Source organism: Nocardia paucivorans NBRC 100373 (assembly GCF_000308675.1).
GTDB classification, from domain to species: Bacteria; Actinomycetota; Actinomycetes; order Mycobacteriales; family Mycobacteriaceae; genus Nocardia; species Nocardia paucivorans.
Genome location: NZ_BAGE01000053.1, coordinates 75,868 through 96,928 on the forward strand (window position 1 = coordinate 75,868; position 21,061 = coordinate 96,928).

Consider the following 21,061-nt stretch of genomic DNA (forward strand, 5'->3'; position numbering starts at 1 on the left):
CGAAATCGGGGATAATAGGCCATCGATTGTCGTCGATTGATCGAATTTCTATTTCGAAAGGGATTCGGTATGCGGTCGGACATCGTCGAGCGTTCACATCCGACCCCGCGGCCATCGCGTCACCGACGTCTCGACGGACCGACCGTATCCGGGGCGCAGGGGGTCGGTTCCCCGCGCGGAAGTCGACCACCACCGCCCTGTGCGGGAATTCGTCCGTGCGCGGCGGAGTGATCCCGTGGGCCCGACCGAGGGACCGCCCTCTCCGCGCCGGTCGTGTGGTTCGATGCGGAAAACCCGACCCCGCCGGCGTATTCGCCGATGATCGGTTACCCGATCACCTGCTCCCCGGCCGGAACGGAGACCGGGGAACCGTTCCACCGGGGATAGTCGCTGTAGCCCTGGGCGGATCGGCCGTAGAGCAACTCCTCGCGGATCGAGGCCAAGGGTAGGTCGTGCCGGATCCGCTCCACCAGGTCGGGATTCGCGATGAAGGGCCGTCCGAACGATACCAGGTCGGCGTGCCCCTCGGACAGGACGCGTTCGGCCGCGGCCGCCGTTGTCGGCGCGCGGTTTTCACCGATGTTCCCGATCAGTGTGCCGTTCCAGCGTAACCGCAGGTCGGCCAACGCCGGATATCGGTCGTTGTCGGTGAGGTGCAGATACGCCAACCCGCGACGGTCCAGTTCGGTGACGAGCCGCCGATACAGGGGCGCCGGATCGTCTTCGCGCATGGCGAATTGAGGGTTGCCCGGTGACAGTCGGATCGCCGTCCGATCCGCGCCGATGGCGTCGGCCACCGCATCGGTGACCTCCAGGGCGAACCGCATGCGGTTGACGAGGGTGCCGCCGTAGTCGTCGGTACGCAGATTGGTGTTGTCGGCCAGGAACTGGTGGACCAGATAACTGTTGGCGCCGTGTATTTCGACTCCGTCGAAACCGGCGGCCAGTGCGCGGCGGGCGGCGGCCGCGTAGTGCTCGATCGCCGCCGCGATATCGGCGCGGCTCATCTGCCGAGGAATCGGCGACGGCGCCTTGCCGCCATCGAGCAGATGCAGGACATCACCGTCGGATACGGCGGACGGTCCGGCGGGCAGCGATCCGTCGATCCGGGCACGCGGATGTCCCTTGCGGCCGCCGTGCATGAGTTGGGCGAAGATCCGCCCACCCGCGGTATGCACGGCATCGGTAACACGCCCCCAGGCGTTCACATGCGCCTCGGTGTGCAGTCCCGGCACCCATGCTTCGCTCTGCCCGCTCGGATGTGGCCAGATTCCTTCGCTCACGATCAATCCCGCCGAGGCCCGTTGGGCATAGTAGTCGGCGACGTCGGGGGTGGGGGAACCGTCCGGGCGGGAACGCAGTCGGGTCATGGGCGCCATCACCACCCGGTTCGGCAGGCGCAGAGTGCGGTCGTGATATTCACTCAACAGTCTCATGCGGCGTACCGTAAAACCTGACATCAATGTCAGGTGCAAGGATGGTGTCATGCGAATCGGTGAACTGGCCGAACGGGCCGGGGTCAGCGTGCGGTCCCTGCGCTACTACGAGCAGCAGGGCCTGCTCACCTCCACCCGAACCCCCGGTGGGCAGCGGGAATACACCGAATCGGCGGTCGATCGGGTCATTCGCATCCAGGAGATGTTCGCCGCGGGACTTTCCAGCCGCATCATCGCCGAACTGTTGCCCTGCATCCACGACAGCGACGGCACCCCGAACGAGACCGCCACCCCGTGGCTCGCCGAAACCCTGGCCGCCGAACGTGACCGCATCGATGCCTGCATCAAGGACCTGCACCGCACCCGTGAAGTCCTCGACGGTGTCATCCGCGCCGCCACGACCACCCCGAGCCACGATATCGGCGAGTGACGGGACCGGGCGATTCGTGCGTGCGGAGCCGACCGTGTAAGGCTTGCGTATCGTCTTCGGGAAAGGATCGATCGTGACACTCGGTATGGTTCTCGGTGATCACCGCTCCCATGCCTCGACGCGGGAGCGGTAGACCGGACCCTCTCATCTGTCACCCCCGCCCGGCGCCGGTCGGGTGTTTCCGCACGCTCCTCGTCGAAGCGCGCCCATGCCCTCTGCACGTTCGATCACGAGGAGTATCCGGCCCCTGCACCTCGCTCGTATCGGGGAGATCACATCGTTGTGGCGGTTGACCCGGCGGTGAACGGTTGCCCGACCACGAGATTCCGCCTCGCGGCCGGGAACTCGATTTGCCGGAAGTTCACCCCGCTCGACGATGGATATTTGAGCGGTTCCAGAATGCCGGTAGACTGCGATCGTGCCAACAACCTCGGACTACGAGAACATGCTGCGCCGGGCCGCGTTGCGTGTCACGGCGCCGCGGTTGGCGGTGCTGAACGTGGTGCACGACCATCCACACTCCGATACCGACTCGATCATCGGTCGCGTCCGCGAAGCCCTCGGCGGAGTGTCCCATCAGGCCGTGTACGACGTGCTACGAGCACTGACAACCGCGGGTTTGCTGCGGCGTATCCAGCCCACGGGTTCGGTGGCGCGGTACGAGACCCGGGTCGGTGACAACCACCATCATCTCGTCTGCCGCTCGTGCGGTCTCATCGCCGACGTCGACTGCGCCACCGGTTCCGCCCCCTGCCTGACCGCCTCCGACGACCACGGTTTCACCATCGACGAAGCCGAGGTCATCTACTGGGGTCTGTGTCCCGACTGCGCAAAGAGCCGGACCGAGCACAGCCGCTGATCCCGGAAGGATTCCGACGGCCGGCCGCCGCACCGGAAATCATCGGGTCGGAACCATCGAGCCCGCGCGACCGGCGGCCGTGGTGACGTTATCCTTGCCATCCATGGCGATCAGTGCGAGCCTCCGTATCAACCGCCTACGCGCTCTCATCGACCACCCCAACACCGGCGCCGAGGAACGCGCGACCGCCCAGCGGATGCTGGACCGGATCCTCGCCAACGGCGGCCACCGCATCATCGGTGACCGTACCTATGGCAACCGGCACCATCGGGTGGGAAAACACGCCGATCTGAAGGCCGTCGCCGAGATGATCCGCGCCGATATCGCCTTGGCCCGCACCGCATTCGCCGCACCGACCCGTCCGGGTGAACCGGCGCTGCGCGACCCGCTGGGCGATGCGCCGCTCGAGATCGTCATCACCGTCGACATCCCTCACCCCGACTGCATCGACATCACCATCGACAACGTCCCCCACGACTGGGGGTGGACCAATGACGACGGTATCGAGGTCATCAGCCCGGCCCTGCAGGAACTGGCCACCGAACTGGCCGACATCATGAACGGCTACAACCGCGACGGCAGTGATATCGCCAAACGATTCTTCGGCCGCGTCCGCATCCCGAACCTCACCCTCGTCTGGTGACCCGCCCGGTGGGTCACCCCCGAACGAACGAGGGCGACCCACCACCGGGACGAGGCCGTGACACCGTCACCGGAACGCCGCGGGACCGGATACGTTCTCCCGGAACCGGTCCGGGAAGTTACCGGGCGGGGTGTATCGGGCCACGATATAGGTGGCGTTTCCGGAGTAGCCGGGGATAACGGTGTTGGGTGGGCAGGTCATGACGGCCGCCGCGACCTGGGTGGTGGATTTCCACACCAGCTGGGTGAACCGGCCGGTCGCGGGTGAGAAACCGGGGTTGGCGTAGTCGTATCGGCCCATCTCCTGCATCCAGGACGCCACCGCCTCGGCGATACCGGCGCTGGGGTGTCTGGTGGCGAAGAGGTTCTCGCCGTACCGCACCGGCCACTGCGCGTCCGGGAACCGGCAGCTGCGGGCCTGCCGCAGCACCCCGGGGTACAGATCGGAGCTCCAGGTCAGCGGAGCCGCACCGTATTGCGCGCGGACCGCGTTGTGGGCGGCCAGCACCTGCTCGCTCCACGTATCGGCCCGCGTCGGAGCGGCGCCCGCGGTCACCCCGGCGACCACAGCCGCCACGATACCGGCGGTCGCTGCGCAGGAATTCTTCATCGAGTTCCTTCCCGGTAGCGGCCCGGGCTCCTCAGTGCGGTTCCGACCTGCATGAACTCACTCGTGGGAGACGGGCCGGATGGTCACCGGGTCGTATTCTGCTCGATCTCGCGACCGATCGGTCGCCGCCACGCTGAGGTGGCGCCGACCGGACCGAATCTCGATGGACTGCGGTGAGCAGGCGTGTTGCCGGTCATCCGCGCGGCGGCACCGGACACGTTCGTGATCGCCGACGGCATCTCCTGCAAAACCCGGATTCAGGACTCCGACACCGGCGCCACACCACTGCACCTCGCCCGACTGATGCGCAGGGCACGCGAGCACGCCCGCGGCGCGGCACCCTCGGCGGGCACCGGCGGTGCACGACCCCCTGCCCCGCTGACACGTACTGTCCTGCGGACCGGCGCTGACCGGCATGGCCGGCCCGGCCGGGGCAGTGTGGGCGCGCACGGTGGCACGCCGGTAGGGAACAAGCCGCGAAATTAAACTTGACCAGCAGTTTCGGTGATGCCGGTGGCCGATCGTAAATAATGGGACGATTGTGCAACTCGCGAGTAGCCTCGGGGTATGGGGACCGTCGATGGACACGACCCACGGCCGAATTCTCCGGTGAAAGTCGACACCGGTGCCGCCTCGAACCCGGGCTATCGATCGCAGTTGAAGCCCGGCGAGGATGTCCTGAACCCTCGGACCTGGGCGGGCGGATTACCCGATACGGGCGCCATCGCGCCCCGGCTGCGCGTGGGCCGCAGCAAGTGGTTCAACGTCCTGTGGTTGCTTCCCCTCGGCTTCGTCGTGCTGGTCACTTCGGTGGCGGTCGCCAAGGGACTGCACAACATGCCGGCGGTGCAGGACTTCATGTCCCGATATCCGGGAATCCAGGTTTCCGAGGGCATGCGGGCCGACCCCGGTATTCCGGCGTGGGTGGGATGGCAACATTTCTTCAATCTCTTTCTGATGATGTTCATCATCAGATCCGGTCTCCAGATCCTGGTCGACCATCCGCGGCTGTATTTCACCCGTGACTGCACGCCGGGAAAGGAATGGCTGCGGGTTCAGAAGCCGGTGCCGTCGGACCCGATGTGGACCGCCAAGGACGATTCGGTGGGCCTGCCCCGCCACGTCGGCCTCCCGGGTATCCGTCACTCCATCGGACTGGCCCGGTGGTGGCATCTGGGCATGGACATGTTGTGGTTGCTCAACGGCGCCGTCTTCTACGTGCTGTTGTTCACCACCGGTCAGTGGCGGCATCTGGTGCCGACGAGCTGGGAGGTGTTTCCCAATGCCGCGACCGTGCTCATAAAGTATTTATCGCTGGACTGGCCGACCGGCGACAGCTGGGTGGCCTACAACAGCCTGCAGATGCTGGCCTACTTCACGGTGGTGTTCATCGCTGCGCCACTGGCGGTGCTGTCGGGCCTGGGATTGTCACCGGCCCTGTCCAACCGTTTCACCTGGATCGCGCGGCCGCTGAATATCCAGTTCGCGCGGTCGGTCCACTTCCTGGTGATGGTGTTCTTCCTGCTGTTCATCGTCACGCATGTGACCTTCGTGGTGGCCACTGACGCGCTGCGCAACTTCAACCACATGTTCGCCGCCCGCGATGACGACAGCTGGGCCGGTTTCTGGGTGTTCGCGGCCGCGATGACGGTCACGGCGGTGGCGTGGGTGGCGGCCACCCCACTCACCTTCCGGCATCCGCGGCTGGTGCAGCGTGTCGGTTACGCGCTGATCGGCCCCCTGCAGCGGTTGTTCGAATACTCCGATGCGCGCCCGGGCGGCTATCGCGAAAAAGATATCTCCCCGTTCCTGTGGCACAACGGGACCTATCCCGACAGCGCCGAGTACAAGCAGTTGTTCGACAACGATTTCAAGGATTACCGGCTGCGGATCTACGGTCTGGTCGAGCATCCTGTCGAACTATCGCTCGACGACTTGCGTGCGCTGCCGCACCACGAGCAGATCACCCAGCATTTCTGTATTCAGGGCTGGTCCGGTGTGGCGAAATGGGGTGGTGTCTCCATGCGCACGATCACAGACCTCGTCACACCGGTCGCGGACGCGAAATGGGTGGCATTCTACTCCTTCGGTGAGGGAGCCGACGGCGGGACCTATTACGATGTGCATCCGATCGAGCAGATGGGCCATCACCTGACCATGCTCGCTTACGAGATGAACGGCGAACCACTCACCTACGGCCACGGCGCACCCCTGCGGCTCCGCAACGAGCTACAACACGGGTTCAAACATGTGAAGTGGGTCAAGGGCATCGAATTCGTCGCACACTTCAGCGAACTCGGCAGCGGGTACGGTGGCTACAACGAAGATCACGAGTACTACGGGTACCGCCAAACCCTCTGATCCATCCGAAGACCCCGACGGTCGGCGTCACGACGGTGACAGTGGCGATCCGGCGATGGTGCGACGCCCACAGTTGCGCGCTGCACCGGTGGGCACGCTCGTCGCGGTCAGAGGGTGGGAGGCACTGCACAGGTCGTTACGAAGCCGGGTACGGTGATCGCGCTGGTGGACACCGCGCCACCAGGGCGGCGGGTCGCTTCCAGCACCAGCACATCCCAGCCGTGGGGGCCAGTGTGTTCGCGGCTACCAGCCCGTTCGGTCCGGAGCCGATGACCACCGCATCCCCCTCATCGGAGCCAACCACGCGCCGAACCGCCGGCCGCAGCCCGATCACGTTGCGGGCTCCGTTCGGAGGTGCCCACATGTCCTGTCCACAAACCTGCCGTACCCGGTCTTTCCAGCGACAAACAGGCACGCCTCGAAGACGGGCGATGAGCGATCCCCGACTCGATCTTCCGGGTACCCGCAGCCTCCTGTGAGGTCAGCTTGCAAGTATTTGGGGAGCGAGTCTTTTCAGCATGGAGTTGGCCCATCGCATCTGGCGCAGGGTCTCGGGATGGCAGCGTTCGGCGAGTTCGAGCAGGTCGGTGTCCTTGATGGCCTGCGCGCCTTGCGCGAGCAGTTCCCAGTCGAGTGAGACGCCGGCGGCGACTCGGTGCAGGTGACGCAGGTCGATGAGCAGGAGCAGCGCCGGTTCGCTGCGGCCGCCCAACAGGGTGCTGAGGCGTTCCTGGACGTGGGCGATGCGCGGTTCGGTGCGCGGTTCGCTGTCGAGGTCGAGTCCGTAGCGGTGGCCGGCCCGGGCCGGTCGTTGGACGTGCTCGATGGACCAACCGGCGATATCGCGCGCCACGTAATACACCTCGTGGTCGGCTTTGTGGCGGGCGGCCAGGGTGGTGAGATCGAGCGCGAGTTTCCGTTCGGAGCGGTGCAGCTCCCGGATCGCGAGGTCGAGTTTCACGGCTTCTCTTCCAGGGCTTCGACGGTTTCGGTGGCGAAAGCCGTCCGGCCGCCGGTGGTTTCCGGCAGGGAGACGCCGACGGGGCGTGAGGCCGTCGTAGTGGGCGCCGGCGCTGGTTCGCGGGTGCCGGTGGTGAGCACGGTGATGCGGGCGGCCGCGGTTTTGAAGATCGGCTGTTTGGAGACGGGATCCCAGTCGGTGACGGTGAGTTCGTTGGCGGCGCGATCGTGCCCGGTGCTTGCTGTGGTGGCGTCCCAGTAACCGTAATGGAAAGGCACGAACAGCTTGCCGGACGGGTTCATCGCCCGGTATTCGATGGGTTCGACAGGCGCTCCGGTGACCATATCTTTTCCGTAGGTTTCGCAGTAGTCCGGTGCGGCGAAGAACTCGCCACCGGTGTACAGGCGTTCGGTCCCGTCGGGATGCTCACTGTTACAAGGCCATTGGATTCCGCTTCCGCCGCGGAGTTTGCCGTAGTCGATGCCGGTGTAGTCGCACGGGCGTCCGGCGCTGCATTTCTTCCACGCCTCGAACGCGGACTCCGGATCGTGCCACGGAGGCAGCGGGTTGCCGTCGCGGTCGCGGAAGTCCATGCGGCGCGCGTAATCGAGGAAGATGTCGAGATCGGCGCGCGCCTCACCCGGGGGGTCGATCGCCTTGTCGGAGATATGCACGGTGCGGTCGGCGTTGGTGAAGGTCCCGGTCTTCTCACCCCAGGCCGCCGCCGGTAGTACGACATCGGCGAGCGCGGTGGTCTCGGTGTGGAAGATGTCCTGGACGACGACGAACAGGCGTTGCTGGGCCAGGATCGAGCGGATCCGGCCGAGTTCGGGCATGGACACCGCCGGGTTGGTGGCGCTGATCCACAGCATGCGCAGCGATCCCTGTTCGGCATACCGCAGCATCTGCATGGCATGGGTGGGCGGAGCATAGTGCGGGATCTGGTCGATATCGATATTCCACAGTTGTGCCAGCTCGGCGATATGGGCGTTGTTGTTCCAGTTCCGGAAGCCGGCGAGATCGCCGTCGGCGCCGCATTCGCGGGTGTTCTGTGTGGTGGGCTGACCGTTCATCTGCAGCACCCCGCATCCGGGTTCGCCCAGCATCCCGCGGATCAGGTGCAGGTTGTTGACCTGCACCGCCGCCGCGGTGGCCTGGTGTGATTGGTAGAAGCCCTGCAGGACCGTCGACAGCAACGCTTCGGCCGTACCCAGCACCCGAGCGGCGTGCCGGATAGCGTCGGCGGGTACCCCGCACAATTCGGCGGCTTTCTCGGGTGGGTATTCGGCGACGCGGTCACGTAATTCGTCGAAGCCCACGGTGTGCCGGTCGATGTAGTCGTGATCGATCCAGTTGTTGGCGATGATCTCGTGCAGGAGCCCGTTCATCAGCGCGACATTCGTGCCCGGTAGCGGTGCCAGCCGGACGGTGGCGTATTCGGCGACCTTGGTCGATCGGGGATCGACGCAGACGATCTCCGCCGGGCCCACAGCATGGGCTGGGTTTCCGCCATATTGTGCCCGAACAGCGCTATCACATCGGCATGGTCGATATCGGTGTAGGAACCGGGCTGCCCATCGCAGGCGAACGATTCTTTCAACGCTTCGGCCGCGGTCGCGGTGCACAGCCGGGTATTACCGTCGACGTGGTCGGTGCCGATGGCGCCGTGCGCGATCACCCCCAGGGTGTAGTACTCCTCGAGAAACAACTGGCCGCTGGTGTAGAAACCGATGGCGCTCGGCCCCTGCTCGGACAACAGGTGTTTGCTGTGTTCGACAATGCGGTTCATCGCGGTGTCCCAGTCGGTGGCGACCAGTTCACCGTTCTCCCGGATCAGCGGCCGGGTGAGACGTTCCGGGGAGGAGTTCGCCTGCCGGCCGAACAGGTCCTTGGGCCCCAGCCGCCCCCGATTGACCCGGTCCACGTCCCGTCCCCGCACCCCGACCATGCGGCCGTTCTTGACCGCGATATCGAAGGCGTCGCCGTTGGAGTGCAGAACCGAAGCCGTCTGCACCCATTTCTCGACGTCCTCGGCGGCGAGGCCCTCATCCAAGTGCATATCCACCCGCGGCGGCCGCTGTCGGCCCGCCCCGTAGGGGGTACGGATCCCCCAGGGGTCGGCAATTCGATCCTCGGCCACCATGCCCGCCGCGTACCCGCCGTCTCCACCCGGCAAACAGACCGGCACCGGGGAGCAACGACCGGCCCCGTAGTGGCTTGCCGGTGGTTTCTCGTCACGTTGCTCATTCGCTCGGGCCTCGAGGTTTGTCCCCGATACGGACCGGTCGACGACCACCACCTCTCGCATGACACCCTGAGTTTGCTCGGAGCCGGTTCGCTGACCTGGTGTCCTTCGGATGGGCAGCCAGACGTGCGATGCGCGACTCCGGTTCCACCGGATCTCCGCGTGGCCGCCGCGGGTCGCCCCCCGCGACCATTGTCGTCTACCTGCGGTGATAGATACGATCGATCAGATCATCCGGGGGACGAGACAGAACGGAAACGAATCATGAGTTCACGAGCACGTAGCCCGAGCCCCCGACCACTCGGCACGCTCATCGGGGCCCTCGCTCTCTTCTTCGCAGTCGCTGCACCGTCGACCGCGGCCTGGACCGTCTCGCTCGCCGACGGCCCGAACCCCCAGGTAGGGTCGAGCGGTCGCTGCGCAGAGCTCGGCGAGACCGGGTATCTCACCGACAGAACCATCATCAACTGCGCCGCGACCTCGAATTCCAACGCCTTCGCGTACTACTCGGAGCCCCTGACGAACGCTCCCGACACCCCCGACTACAACTGCGACACCACTGGTTGCGAGAATCCGGACGGAACCACCCCGCCGAATGAGGATCGCTGCGGAATACAGTGCACCGCACCCCCTGCTCCCGGCCTCATCGTCCCTCATCTCGCCTCGCGCCTCTGAACCGGTTCGAAGGTTTCGCTCCCTGCCCTATCGAGGGCAGCCCGAAGTCCACCGGCCGCACCACCGATGGAGTGGAACTGCCGATCGGCTTCGATCGGACTGACGGCGTGGCCTGGGGTCCGCCCCGGGTAGCGTTGCTCCACAAGGAACCCGTCCGCGTGGAGCGGGTATTGCGCGCTTCCGGTACGCGGTGACGGATCGGAAGCGGGTTCTTGTCTACCCCCTCGCCGCGGTGGCAGGAAGTGGGCTTCGCCCCACTCCAGGTGGCCGCGCCCCGGTGGCTGGGTACGCCTTCTCTGTGACCGTTTCTCGTATCGACGCCCGCACCCACCCACGCCGACCGGTATCCATCCATACAGCGGATGGGTTCACCGGAAATCATCACCAGTAGTTATGGAAATACATCAGTTGCGTTACCTGGCCGCCGTGGTGGACGAAGGGTCGTTCACCGATGCGGCGGCACGGTTGCACGTCAGCCAATCCGGTGTCAGCACCCAGATCGCCAAACTCGAACGTGAACTCGGGCATCGTCTGCTGCACCGTTCCGGCCGCCGAGTGCGGCTCACCCCTGTCGGTGAGGCCGTGCTGCCGCTCGCGCGGGCAGCCCTCGAATCGCTCGGCGCCATCGCTCATACGGCCGTCGAGTTCGCCGAAGCGGTGCGCGGTAGTGTCCGGCTCGGCATGATCATGGGCTGTTCTCTTCCCGGTTTCCTCGATGCGATAGCCGAAACCGCTCGTACCCATCCCGGGGTCACTGTCGGCCTGACCGAGGACCATTCCTCCGTCCTTCAGGCGCAGGTGTTGTCCCGGTCGCTGGATCTGGCGCTCATCGGCTTCGCCGAAGCCCCCGCGCAGGGTCTGGACGTCACCGTGGTCGGCGACGAACCGCTCGTCGTCGTGGTACCGCACGGGCATCGCCTCGACAGGGCCTCGCTGCTGTTGTCGGACCTGCGTGAGGAGACCGTGCTCTGCCTACCGCGTGGCACCGGGATCAGGACCGCCTACGAGCGGTCCTGCCTACGATCCGGTGTCGAACCGCGGGTCACGCTCGAGGCGAACTCGCCCGAGACCCTGCTCGGTTTGGTCCATCGTGGGGCGGGTGTCGCGGTGCTCACCCATTCCGCCGGGACGACACCGGGGGTGCGGGCGGTGCCCCTCGTCGACGCTCCCGTGCGCGCCTGCCTGGGGGTGGTGCGCCGACCCGACCAACGCTCCCCGGCGGTGCGACTGCTGCTGACCCGCCTCGAAAGGGCGCTGCTGCGAACGGCGAACATCCCATGACACCGGTGTTTCGACAACCACGCACCGGTCCGAGACGATGACCGTATGGTCATCCATCACTACGAATGCTCCACCGAATGGACCGGCGCGCGAGACCACGGCACCATCGACTACCGCTCCTATGACCGCGCCTACGTCTCTCGGGCTCCCGGGCGCCCCGATCTGGTCGGTTCGTCCGATCCCGCGTTCCGCGGCGATCCGAGTCGATGGAATCCGGAACTGCTCCTCGTGGCCGCACTCGCCCAATGCCATCTGCTGTGGTATCTGCACCTGTGTGCGGTCGACGGTGTCACGGTGCTCGGGTATCGGGACGACACCCGAGCGACGATGACGGAGAACGGTGACGATGGTGGACGGTTCACGCAGGTGGAACTGCGCCCGGTCGTCACCGTCGCCTCCGACGAGATGGTCGACCGAGCGCGGGAATTGCACGCCGAGGCAGCGGCCAGGTGTTTCATCGCCGCGTCGGTGAATTTCCCCGTAACCCATACCCCGACCATCGAGGTGGCCGCCGATACCCGGCGAACCGTTCCATAACCGGGCCACCTATGCCGTCGCTCACCCTCTTCCACCGTCGAAACGGCTCGATATGCTCCCATCCGAAGCCCACGCCCACCCCGAGTGGAAACGCACCGGCCATCGACACTTCCCGGTGGCCGCCGAGGTCGACGGAAACTGGTGGGTGCTGCGGTTGAATTCCTTTCCCGCCCACGATATGTGGACCCTGTTCGTCGACGGGGTTGCCCGCTACGACATCACCGACACCCCACCCACCTGGGGCCGCCCGCTCACCGAACCGGCCCCGGCCCTGGACCCGTGCACCGTCCACGCCGTCCTCGCCCCGATCGCGCACCTCACCGCCTACGGCAGCGAGGTCGGCAAACCGTGTGACGACCCGTTCTGCTGTGGATGACCCACCGCCACTGCTCACGACCGTAGGCGTCGGAGACCGGGACGAGGTGGATTTCCCCGTCGAGATGAGGCCGATCAGGGGGCGGCGTCGTCGAACAGGTCGAGTTGTTCGGGGCCGGTCGGCGGCACCCGAACCCGAGGTCGGGGGGTGATGCGGCCGGTGAGCGCGCGGACACGGTCGGGGTCGGAGGCCTGCTGTCCGAGCCGTGCGGCGACGACGGTCGGGGCCAGGCCCTCGCGCAGCATCCGCTGTTCGGCGGTGGCGCGCAATACCCCGGGCGACAGGTTCAGCCCGGCGTCGACACCGATGGTGTGGATCGCGTCGTCGATGGTGCGGGGAGCCGGGCGACGGTAGGGGGTGGTGTCGGTGAGGAACAGGGCCTCGGGATCGGGGGTGTGGTGCGCGCGAAGCCGCTGCCCACGTTCGGCCAGCCACGACACGAGCGCGGCGCGGCTGCCTGGTTGTAGGGGGACGTCGCGGTGGCGGCCGGCGGGGCTGGTGATGGTCAGGGTGCCGGGCCAGGTGGTGAGGTCGAGCGCTTCCAGGTCGAGGGCGGCGAACTCCCATCTTCGGGGTCCGATGTCGAGCCCGAGGGTGATGAGAGCGAATGCGCGGGCTCCGCGGCCGGCGGCCGCACGCAGGAGGCGACGCTGTTCGGGTGGGCTCAGGGGGCGTGGTCCGGCGGGGTCGACGGCGGTGTAGGACGCGGTCGGGGCGCCGAGGCCGAGCCAGTCGTAGAACATGTGCAGGGCAGCGAGGGTGAGGTTCACGGTGCGGTCGGTCATACCGTGTTTTTCCCGAGTGGCCTTCAGGTAGGCGTCGACCGCCCGCTCACGGCCGTCGGCGCTGTGCAGGGCATCGTCGTGTTCGGGATGGGCGGCGAGCCACCGCAGATAGTGCCCGATCCGTTTGCGGTAGGTGTCGCGGGATCGGGGCGCCAGGTCGGTGCGGGCGGCCAGGGCGGCGTCGAAACCGTTCAGCGTCGGATCCGTCGCCGCCTCGAAGGAGAACAGGCCCTGTGTGATGTCCCCGCTGTCCCGGTCTTCGCTGTTCACCCCGCATCACCTCCTGCCCTGCGCTGTTTCCCAGCATCGCAGAGACCACCGACATCCAAGCCGCGCCCTCGGCCTCGGCACCCACCGGAGGGTGTCGTCGGCCGCGGGTTTCTGTGGCCTGTCCGGTGGGTGTGCGCCGGCGCCCGGTCCCGTTCTCATTCCGGTTCGCCGATGGATACGGTCTCCGGTGTTCGGGTGACCGTGATCCCGGACGCCGCCGCGGCCCGCGCGAAGCGGCACGCGTCGTACACCGCGGCGCCACCGGGGTCGTTGTTGAAATAGACGTGGACATCGCAGGTGTCGGGCCAGGCCGTGGCGAGTCGACGCACCCAGGTCAGCAGGGTCGAGGCGTGGTAGCGAGGCCAGGGCTCGGCCGATCCGATGTGCAACCGCAGATACCCCCAGTCGGTGGTCCGCCACAGCGGGGTCACCGGTCGTTCCGCGGAATCGGCCCAGCACAGCGCCGCATCGTTGCGTTCGAGCACGGCGCGGATGTCATCGGCCCACCAGGAGTCGTGACGCGGTTCGACCGCGACCCGCGTCCCGGGTGGGAAACAGCGCAGACAGGTGTCCAACAGGGTGGGGTCGGCGCGCAGCGTCGGCGGTAGTTGCAGGAGAACGGGGCCGAGCCGGTCTTGGAGGTTTACGGCCCGACTCATCAGCCTTTGCACCGGTTCTGCCGGATCGCGGAGGCGTTTGATGTGGGTCAGGAAACGACTGGCCTTCACTGCTATCCGGAAATCCGCGGGTGTTCGGGTGCGCCACGCGGTGAAGGTCTCCGGTTCGGGTAGCCGATAGAAGGCGTTGTCGAGTTCGACCGTGGCGAAGGCCGTCGCGTACTGCTCCAACCACAGCCGTTGCGGCACCCTGCGCGGATACAGCACCCCACGCCAATCCCGGTACTGCCACCCGGAGGTGCCGACGAACAGGGTCACGACCGGCCGTTGTCCCCGCGGCCCGGTGACCGCATTCGCCCGAACCTCGCACCGGGGTGCCGGCGCGGCGGTTCGGGGTGTCGAGGGAAAGCCGTCATGGCGGGCGCATACCCGAAAGTCGGGTGACGATGCGCCCGTCCCACCGGGGTGTCAGGGGCGGATGGCGGCGGTGTCGGATCCGGTCTCGGTGGACTCCGGTTCGGCAGGGATCGCGAACGGTGACCGTGCCGCGGTCCACATCTCCAGTGCGCCGAAGGCGATCATTCCGCAGCCCGCGAGTGTGGCGAGCATGGCGAGGCTGTCGAACGGGGCGACGGCGACGAGGATGCCCGCGACCAGTGTCCACAAACCGAACCATTCCTGCCGGCCGCGTCCGGTGAGTTCGTCGTCCTCCCATACGGCGGCGATGGCGTGCGCGATACCGCGGACCGCCCAGGCCAGGCCGAGCCACATCGCCAGCAACAGCACCCAGTTCCCGCTGCCGAAGCACAGCACCGACGCCACCAACGACACCACACCGGCGACGAACAGCAGTATTCGCGGCACTCGCCCCAGTCGCCCACCGAAGGCCACCGTCCACAGGGTCACCATGCCGAACAGTAGATACATCCCGAACAGGGCGCCGACCGCGGTCAGCGTCTTGCCCGGCCAAACGATGATCGCGGTTCCCAACAGGACCGAACAGATCCCCATGGCCATGACCCCCTGCCGCACACCACGACCGAACACCGGTGCCGGGCCCGTATCCACGTGCTCGTATGTCGACATAGCGACATGATATGACCGGGGTCGGTGAATTGCCGGGAGATTGCCCGAATAGCGCTGTGGCGTTGTGATCTGCGGAGCCGCAGAATCGCTGCCGCGATCAGCGGAACCTGTCAGGACGCCTCTTCACCGCCGGTGGTCAACAGGGTGTCGAGTTGACGTTCGGCGCGTTCGGCACGCACCAGGGTCTGCGCCCGCGCCTGTTCCAACGCCTCGATACGGTGCGCCGCCTCCGCGCGCACCTGTTCCACCTGCTCGGCGGCCTGCGCTCGCGCGGCGGCCAGCTCGGCCGCCGCGGTCTTTCGTAGCTCGTCGAGTTCGGCGCGCACCGCGTCCAATTCGGCTCGGAGTCGGTGCAATTCGGTGCGTGCCTCCCGCGCCGCCTCGGCGCGTTCGGTCGCCGCCTGTTCGGCTCGCTCCGCGGCGCGGTCGGCGTCGGCGGCGCGTTGCACGGCCAGATCCCGTTCGGCCACGGCGGTGGCCACCTGCTGTTCCGCCGTGCGTCGGGCCTGCTCGATCTCGGTGTCCGCGCCGCGCCGTATCCGGTCGATCTCCTCGGCGGCGTGCTGCCGCGCCCGCTGCACTTCTTCGTCGGATTCGTGCCGTATCCGGCGGATCTCGGCCTCGGCGGCGCTGCGGGCGGCGAAGACGTCGTCGGCGGCACGGGTGGTGACCGCCTCCACCTCACGTAGTGCCTCGTCGCGGGCGGTGTAGGCGGCCGCGGTCCGCGATTCCGCTTCGGCGATGCGGGCTTCGGCGGCCTCCGCGGCGGCCGCGGCGTCCTCGGCCGCTTCCTCGGCGGTGATCCGCGCCTGTACCGCTTCCCGGCGGTCCTGTTCGGCTGCGGCCGCGGTCATCTCGGCCTCGGCGATACGTCGGGCGGCGTCGGCCTGTACGGCCTGCACGTGGGCCTCGGCCACCGACGGGTCGGCCAGGGTGGACAGTTCGGCGACAGCGGAATCAAGGGTGGTGCGCACCTGCTCGGCCAGGTCACGGAATCGGATCAACAGTTCGTCGGCGCGTAACCGGGCCGCCACCACCGGCCCCTTATCCGTCACAGTGACGTTATCGGTGGGGGTGGGTGCTTCCTGCTGCAACCGTTGCCGTTCCCGCCACGCCCGCCACCGGGTGTGCTCGGGCAGATCACAGTACTCCGACGGGCGGCCGGGCCCCCCGCCGCGAACGATCGGCCGGGTGCAGCCCGGATAGTTGCAGACATTCGGCACCGCAGAATCGTAATACCCACCCCACCTCCGGCGAAGAACCACCACGGGACGCATCCGACCGGATCGCCGTCCACCACACCGGAACACGCCGAGTACCCTCATCCCTCGGATCGGCGGCATGTGAAAGGGATCCATGGATCTGGAGGCGTACTACGCGGAAAATCGACGGCGTCAAAAGATCGCGAGCCGAGAGTTCGACGCACGTACGCACGGATGGCGGTTTCGGGTCTCACCGATCGCTCAGAGCTGGGCGGCCGGACGATCGGTGTCGGTGCGATCGGTGGTGCAGTTCGTCACCCACGCCGACGCCGACGGAATACTGGTCCCCCCGGAACCGGGACAGATCCGGTGGGCATACAGCACCAGGGACCGGGAGACCGAGATCACCACCGGCATCGGATTCGGATTCTGGCCCGACAACGCCGAATACCTGGTGGTTTTCGCCGCCAAACCCATCGCCTACACCGAGATCGCGTCCATGTCGGGCCCAGAGCTGCTGGCGCGGGTGGCCGACAGTTTCATCGGCGCTCGCCCCCATGTCGAACAGGCGCCGGCGAACTGGATATCGGATTGACCGAACGAACCCCACCGGAAGGGGCACCCCGAAGACGCCGGAAACCTGCCGCCCGGTGAGGAACAGGGCGCGTGGTTCGAGGTCCAGGGACCGGCCACACTCACCAACCGTGGCAGGTTCCCGGCGTATTCGGGTCGACCCCCTACAGATCCCGCGCCCAGTTCTGGCCGACCAGATCACGACCGAAGCTGTGGTGTTCGGCCTGGTCGACCAACTCGAAACCGTGGCCCACATAGATGCGCCGCGCCGCGGTGAGTACATCGTTGGTCCACAATGTGATCCGACGATAGCCGGCGGCGCGGGCGAAATCCAGGCAGGTCGACACCAAACGCTGCCCCACACCCAGCCCTCGAACCTTCGGATGCACCAGCAACAGACGCAGTTGGGCCGTGTCGTCCCCGGCGCGCACGCAGAAAACGCACCCCATCCGCCGCCCGCCCGATTCGGCGATCCAGGCCGCTTCCCGTGACCGCTCGGACCCGGCGGTGTATTCGGCGACAATCCTTGCCACCAGCGCTTCGAAACTCGTATCCCACCCGAATTCCTCGGCATAGATCTCACCGTGGGCCTGCACCACCCAGCCCAGATCCCCCGGTTTGCCGAGCGCGCGGACCGCTACCGTCCCCTCGCCGGCGTCGATATGTGTACCGGTCATGACCGCCCTCCTCACCACACTGTCCCTGCGATACGCTGACACTGAAACAATCGTTTCAGTGAGGAAAGGGTGCACCCGTGACCGAGCCGACCGCAAGCCCTTCCGCCCGCCGAACCGAACTACTCGACGCCGCCTACCGGTACGCGCTCACCCACGGCCTTTCGGATGTGTCACTGCGACCCTTGGCGAAGGCGATCGGCTCCAGCCCACGCGTACTGCTGTATCTGTTCGGCAGCAAAGAAGGATTGATACGCGCGTTGCTCGCACGCGCCCGTTCCGCAGAACTCGAACTGCTCGCCGATCCCGCTCTCGCATCACCGAGCGACATCGCGCCCGACGCCGATCGACTGACGTCGGTCGCCGAGCGACTGTGGACCTGGCTCGCCGCCGACGAGCACCGAGCCCTGCTCCGGCTGTGGCTGGAGGTATACACTCGCTCCCTGGTCGACCCTGACGGTCCCTGGGCGGGTTTCGCGCAACAAACCGTTCAGGACTGGCTCGACATCCTCGCCGCCGCGCAGCCCGAGCACATCAGGAACACCGATGACGGGCGCGCCCGCCGCACCCGGATACTGGCCCTGCTGCGGGGCGCGTTGCTCGACCTACTCGCCACCGGCGACCTCGAGCGCACGAGCGCGGCGATGCGACACCGTCTCGACGATCCGGGGCCGTCCTGAAACCATGGCAACGGATCCACCACATTCGGTGAAGGGATGTCGGAAAACATCATTCGGGCGTCGACGGCTGGAGCGCTTCGCGACGAGGCCACCACCATGAACTCCGTGACCGAACACGACATCGACAGAATCGACCACTCCGTTCTCTACACCACGGATATGGACGCCACCGCGGCGACGTACGAATCGCTCGGCTTCACTCTGACTCCCCTGTCTCTACACAAGGGCTCCGCCCGTCCCGGTGGGGAACGAACCCCGATGGGCGCCGGAAACCGGTGCGCCCTGTTCGGCCGGAACTACCTGGAAATACTGGGACGGTCCGGTCGACCCGTGGAACATCCGCCCGTTGATCGCCCAATACGAAGGCCTGCACGGCTGCTCGTTCGGCTGCGACGATGTCGAGACCGCCGAACAGCGACTGCGCACGGCAGGGTTGTCGTCGAGCGGAATCCTTCCCCTGCAGCGGGAGGTGGAGACCTCCGACGGGGTTGCGACGGCGCGGTTCCAGGCGGTCCACCTCGACCGTGCGCTCACCCCCGAAGGACTGATCCACATCGCGCACCACCTGACGCCGGAACTGATCCACCAGCCCCGATACCCGAACCACGCCAACGGTGTCTCCCACCTGCGCAGTGTGCTGTTGGTGGTGGACGATACCGATCTGGAGGCCACCGTCGACCGCTATGACCGCATACTGTGTTCCGAACCGGTCGCCTGGGGTCCGCTGCGCATCCTGGACCTGCCGGTAGGCCGGATGGAGGTCGTCGCGGTCTCCGCTTTCGGCGCGGTGCTTCCCGGTGAGACGGTACGCGCGTTGCCCTACCTGGCGGGCCGGACCGTGCAGCTCACGGGCCGGGGTCGGTCGCCGGTCAGTATCCGACGGTGAAGCGGCGTTGGACGAATCGGGGGAGTTCCGCTTCGTCGATCAGCGCCACGGCGGCGTCCTCCATGGAGATGCGGCTGCGGCCGGCGGCGTCGACGATCTGCCGGTCGGTGCCGATCCGGAAACGGCCGGTACGTTCGCCCGGTGCGATCTCGGCGGCCGGACTGAAGTAGGTCCAGTGACGGTTGGAGGTGCGCAGCACGTTCAGGGCCTCCCGATGCCCGTGAACGGCGACAGCGTATTCGCGTGGTATGCCGATACGTTCGAGGGAATCCTCGAGATCGGGGGCGTCGGCGGCCACCAGTCCCGGTTCGCGTTCCAGGCTGCCCGCGCCGCCCACGACGATCAGACGGGTGCGCGGGTGGGTGGCGAGAGCGCGCAGCAGTGATCGTGCGGCGGTGGCGTAGACGGTGGGGTCGGCGATCGAGCGGGCGACGGTGTCGTCGAAATCCCTTGCGGCATTGCCGGGTTGGTAGCAGCTGACGAGAACGTCGAGGCCGGGAAGGGCGGCGGCGACCGCGGTGCTGTCGAAGATGTCGAGGGTTTTCCAGGTCAGGTTCGGGTGGGTGGTCTCGGCCCGGTCGAGGTCGCGGGTGAAAGCGATGACGTGGTGGCCGCGGTCGAGGGCTTCGGTGACCACCCGACTGCCGATTCTGCCGGTCGCCCCGACGACTCCGATGAACATGTGTGCTCCTTCACGAATTGGCGCGTCGTGAGAAAACTATACGGCGTGAAGTTTTTATGCAACGCGCAATTTTCTCACGCCTATGTAGGATGTCGTGATGACCACCGTGCCCCCCACCAGGCGTGAGCGCCGCCGGATCGAGACGATCTCCGAGATCAAAGAGGTCGCCCTCCGACTAATGGCCACAGGCGGACCCGGTGCCATCACCCTGCGTTCCATCGCCCGCGAGATGGGAATGACGCCCAACGCCGTCTACAGCTACTTCCCCACCCGGGACGACCTGATCACCGTCCTGATCCGCGAGGTGTACGGCGAACTGGCCGACCGGGTACTCGCCGCCCGGGACGCCTGCCCGCCCGCCGACGTGGCCGGCCGGATCATGGCGTGGGCGTGCGCCTTCCGGGAATGGTCGCTGGCGAACCCGGAAGGGTTCCGACTCGTTTACGGCGACCCGGTACCCGGATATCGACCGCCCGCAGGCGGTGCGGCGCCCGAAGCCGAGCATCGCGTATGCGCCGGCCTGACCGAACTCGCCGCCGCCGCCTGGCCTACCGCCGAACCTCTGTACACGGATTACGGCTTCGAATGGACGGATTTCGACACCGCCCTGGCCGGCCGGTTCCGCGCGGAGTTCCCCGAGCTGCCACCTGCGGTCATAGCAGTCGCGCTGCGCATCTGGGGACATCTCCACGGGCTGGTCGCCCTGGAGATCCGCGGGAACCTGGGCGCGCAGACCAGCAACCCCGAAAAGCTCTACCGCAACGAGGTGAACGCGCTGCTCCGCTCCTTCGGACTGACGCCCCTCAGCACCCCGGCGGAAGTGACGAAGTAGCCTCGACTGACGGTGACGGCCGGTTCGAGTCGCGAGATACCACGTCCGGTCGTGTCGGGAGTCGAGGAGTAAATCCGCCCGATCCGGCACCAAGGAGTTCGGCAGATAGCCGCACACTATCTGCCGTAAAACTGCGGGTCGTGCCGGTACGATGACAATGGCGTGAGGCCCGTTCACGTTGCACCAACTGCGCCACTCCCGGCTCACCCACGCCGCCGAGAGTGGCGCGTCCACATTGATGCCGGTGGCGTTGTCCGGGCACACCTCGGTGCGCAGCCTGACCAAGTACGCGAAGGTGTCGGCAGAGACCTCGGGGCGTTGACAGGCCGAGACCGGTCCCGCTTCCCGCCGAAACGGCCGC

The 21,061-nt window shown here is 66.8% G+C and carries 22 protein-coding genes and 2 pseudogenes; 14 read left to right on the forward strand and 10 right to left on the reverse strand.

Annotated elements, in window-relative coordinates:
• Nucleotides 1-326: 326 nt before the first annotated feature.
• On the reverse strand, nucleotides 327-1,436 hold the full coding sequence (locus ON32_RS19565) for an alkene reductase (protein ID WP_040792427.1): 1,110 nt from the start codon (nucleotides 1,434-1,436) through the stop codon (nucleotides 327-329).
• Nucleotides 1,437-1,485: 49 nt separating this feature from the next.
• Here ON32_RS19565 and ON32_RS19570 point away from each other — a divergent pair, with 49 nt between their 5' ends.
• From ON32_RS19570 to ON32_RS19580, 3 genes are all read left to right on the forward strand, one after another.
• Complete coding sequence (locus tag ON32_RS19570) at nucleotides 1,486-1,866, forward strand: MerR family transcriptional regulator (protein WP_040792428.1); 381 nt, start codon at nucleotides 1,486-1,488, stop codon at nucleotides 1,864-1,866.
• A gap of 418 nt (nucleotides 1,867-2,284) precedes the next feature.
• Entirely contained in the window at nucleotides 2,285-2,725 is a 441-nt protein-coding gene (locus tag ON32_RS19575) for a Fur family transcriptional regulator (protein ID WP_083874659.1), read from the forward strand.
• 103 nt (nucleotides 2,726-2,828) lie between these two features.
• Nucleotides 2,829-3,368, forward strand: coding sequence for a hypothetical protein (locus ON32_RS19580; protein WP_040792430.1), 540 nt, complete (start codon nucleotides 2,829-2,831; stop codon nucleotides 3,366-3,368).
• 66 nt (nucleotides 3,369-3,434) lie between these two features.
• Here the strand turns inward: ON32_RS19580 and ON32_RS27250 are convergent, their stop codons facing one another.
• Nucleotides 3,435-3,977 carry a CAP family protein gene (locus ON32_RS27250; protein ID WP_051133471.1) on the reverse strand — a complete coding sequence of 181 codons (543 nt, stop codon included), beginning with the start codon at nucleotides 3,975-3,977 and terminating at the stop codon, nucleotides 3,435-3,437.
• A gap of 567 nt (nucleotides 3,978-4,544) precedes the next feature.
• Between ON32_RS27250 and ON32_RS19595 the strand changes: the two genes are divergently transcribed.
• Nucleotides 4,545-6,338, forward strand: coding sequence for a molybdopterin-dependent oxidoreductase (locus ON32_RS19595; protein WP_083874660.1), 1,794 nt, complete (start codon nucleotides 4,545-4,547; stop codon nucleotides 6,336-6,338).
• A gap of 481 nt (nucleotides 6,339-6,819) precedes the next feature.
• Here the strand turns inward: ON32_RS19595 and ON32_RS19600 are convergent, their stop codons facing one another.
• A complete protein-coding gene (locus ON32_RS19600; RefSeq protein ID WP_040792433.1) occupies nucleotides 6,820-7,299 on the reverse strand; it encodes a hypothetical protein in 480 nt (159 codons plus the stop codon).
• A pseudogene (locus ON32_RS19605) lies at nucleotides 7,296-9,439 on the reverse strand (molybdopterin-dependent oxidoreductase). Before ON32_RS19605 ends, ON32_RS19600 begins: the two are co-directional and overlap by 4 nt.
• A 369-nt stretch (nucleotides 9,440-9,808) precedes the next feature.
• On the opposite strand from ON32_RS19605, the gene ON32_RS29645 reads away from it, so the two are divergent.
• The 4 genes from ON32_RS29645 (at nucleotide 9,809) to ON32_RS19625 (ending at nucleotide 12,413) form a co-directional block, all read left to right on the forward strand.
• A complete protein-coding gene (locus tag ON32_RS29645) occupies nucleotides 9,809-10,219 on the forward strand; it encodes a hypothetical protein (RefSeq protein WP_040792434.1) in 411 nt (136 codons plus the stop codon).
• A gap of 393 nt (nucleotides 10,220-10,612) precedes the next feature.
• Nucleotides 10,613-11,500 (forward strand): LysR family transcriptional regulator, encoded by an 888-nt coding sequence (locus ON32_RS19615; RefSeq protein ID WP_040792435.1) that lies wholly within the window; start codon nucleotides 10,613-10,615, stop codon nucleotides 11,498-11,500.
• 45 nt (nucleotides 11,501-11,545) lie between these two features.
• Complete coding sequence (locus ON32_RS19620) at nucleotides 11,546-12,037, forward strand: OsmC family protein (RefSeq protein WP_051133472.1); 492 nt, start codon at nucleotides 11,546-11,548, stop codon at nucleotides 12,035-12,037.
• Nucleotides 12,038-12,089: 52 nt separating this feature from the next.
• On the forward strand, nucleotides 12,090-12,413 hold the full coding sequence (locus ON32_RS19625) for a hypothetical protein (RefSeq protein ID WP_040792436.1): 324 nt from the start codon (nucleotides 12,090-12,092) through the stop codon (nucleotides 12,411-12,413).
• Between the two features lie 74 nt (nucleotides 12,414-12,487).
• Here ON32_RS19625 and ON32_RS19630 read toward each other — a convergent pair whose 3' ends face one another.
• The 4 genes from ON32_RS19630 to ON32_RS19645 all read right to left on the reverse strand — a co-directional run bounded on the left by ON32_RS19630 (nucleotide 12,488) and on the right by ON32_RS19645 (nucleotide 16,394).
• Entirely contained in the window at nucleotides 12,488-13,468 is a 981-nt protein-coding gene (locus tag ON32_RS19630; protein WP_040792437.1) for a site-specific integrase, read from the reverse strand.
• A 155-nt stretch (nucleotides 13,469-13,623) separates the two neighbouring features.
• Nucleotides 13,624-14,403, reverse strand: a complete 780-nt coding sequence (locus ON32_RS19635; protein ID WP_040792438.1) for a DUF72 domain-containing protein — start codon at nucleotides 14,401-14,403, stop codon at nucleotides 13,624-13,626.
• A 150-nt stretch (nucleotides 14,404-14,553) separates the two neighbouring features.
• Nucleotides 14,554-15,171 carry an HdeD family acid-resistance protein gene (locus tag ON32_RS19640; protein WP_051133473.1) on the reverse strand — a complete coding sequence of 206 codons (618 nt, stop codon included), beginning with the start codon at nucleotides 15,169-15,171 and terminating at the stop codon, nucleotides 14,554-14,556.
• 110 nt (nucleotides 15,172-15,281) lie between these two features.
• Nucleotides 15,282-16,394: a coiled-coil domain-containing protein gene (locus ON32_RS19645; protein ID WP_040792439.1), complete on the reverse strand. Its 1,113-nt coding sequence runs from the start codon at nucleotides 16,392-16,394 to the stop codon at nucleotides 15,282-15,284.
• Between the two features lie 265 nt (nucleotides 16,395-16,659).
• On the opposite strand from ON32_RS19645, the gene ON32_RS19650 reads away from it, so the two are divergent.
• Nucleotides 16,660-16,968, forward strand: coding sequence for a hypothetical protein (locus ON32_RS19650; RefSeq protein ID WP_157224249.1), 309 nt, complete (start codon nucleotides 16,660-16,662; stop codon nucleotides 16,966-16,968).
• Nucleotides 16,969-17,110: 142 nt separating this feature from the next.
• Here ON32_RS19650 and ON32_RS19655 read toward each other — a convergent pair whose 3' ends face one another.
• A complete protein-coding gene (locus ON32_RS19655) occupies nucleotides 17,111-17,623 on the reverse strand; it encodes a GNAT family N-acetyltransferase (RefSeq protein ID WP_051133474.1) in 513 nt (170 codons plus the stop codon).
• Nucleotides 17,624-17,700: 77 nt separating this feature from the next.
• Here ON32_RS19655 and ON32_RS19660 point away from each other — a divergent pair, with 77 nt between their 5' ends.
• The 3 genes and pseudogenes from ON32_RS19660 (at nucleotide 17,701) to ON32_RS30220 (ending at nucleotide 19,186) form a co-directional block, all read left to right on the forward strand.
• A complete protein-coding gene (locus ON32_RS19660; protein WP_040792441.1) occupies nucleotides 17,701-18,300 on the forward strand; it encodes a TetR/AcrR family transcriptional regulator in 600 nt (199 codons plus the stop codon).
• A 159-nt stretch (nucleotides 18,301-18,459) separates the two neighbouring features.
• Nucleotides 18,460-18,558 (forward strand): annotated as a pseudogene (locus ON32_RS30885) (hypothetical protein); the annotation flags it as partial.
• Nucleotides 18,542-19,186, forward strand: coding sequence for a VOC family protein (locus tag ON32_RS30220; protein ID WP_051133475.1), 645 nt, complete (start codon nucleotides 18,542-18,544; stop codon nucleotides 19,184-19,186). The pseudogene ON32_RS30885 and the gene ON32_RS30220, both read left to right, overlap by 17 nt.
• Here the strand turns inward: ON32_RS30220 and ON32_RS19670 are convergent.
• Nucleotides 19,170-19,868, reverse strand: a complete 699-nt coding sequence (locus ON32_RS19670) for an NAD(P)-dependent oxidoreductase (protein ID WP_040792442.1) — start codon at nucleotides 19,866-19,868, stop codon at nucleotides 19,170-19,172. The genes ON32_RS30220 and ON32_RS19670 overlap by 17 nt on opposite strands.
• Nucleotides 19,869-19,965: 97 nt before the next feature.
• On the opposite strand from ON32_RS19670, the gene ON32_RS19675 reads away from it, so the two are divergent.
• Both ON32_RS19675 and ON32_RS28080 read left to right on the forward strand, forming a co-directional pair.
• The gene (locus ON32_RS19675) at nucleotides 19,966-20,700 is read left to right on the forward strand and encodes a TetR/AcrR family transcriptional regulator (protein WP_040792443.1); all 735 of its coding nucleotides are present in this window, start codon (nucleotides 19,966-19,968) and stop codon (nucleotides 20,698-20,700) included.
• A gap of 178 nt (nucleotides 20,701-20,878) precedes the next feature.
• Nucleotides 20,879-21,022: a hypothetical protein gene (locus ON32_RS28080; protein WP_245551159.1), complete on the forward strand. Its 144-nt coding sequence runs from the start codon at nucleotides 20,879-20,881 to the stop codon at nucleotides 21,020-21,022.
• The last annotated feature ends 39 nt before the right edge of the window (nucleotides 21,023-21,061 follow it).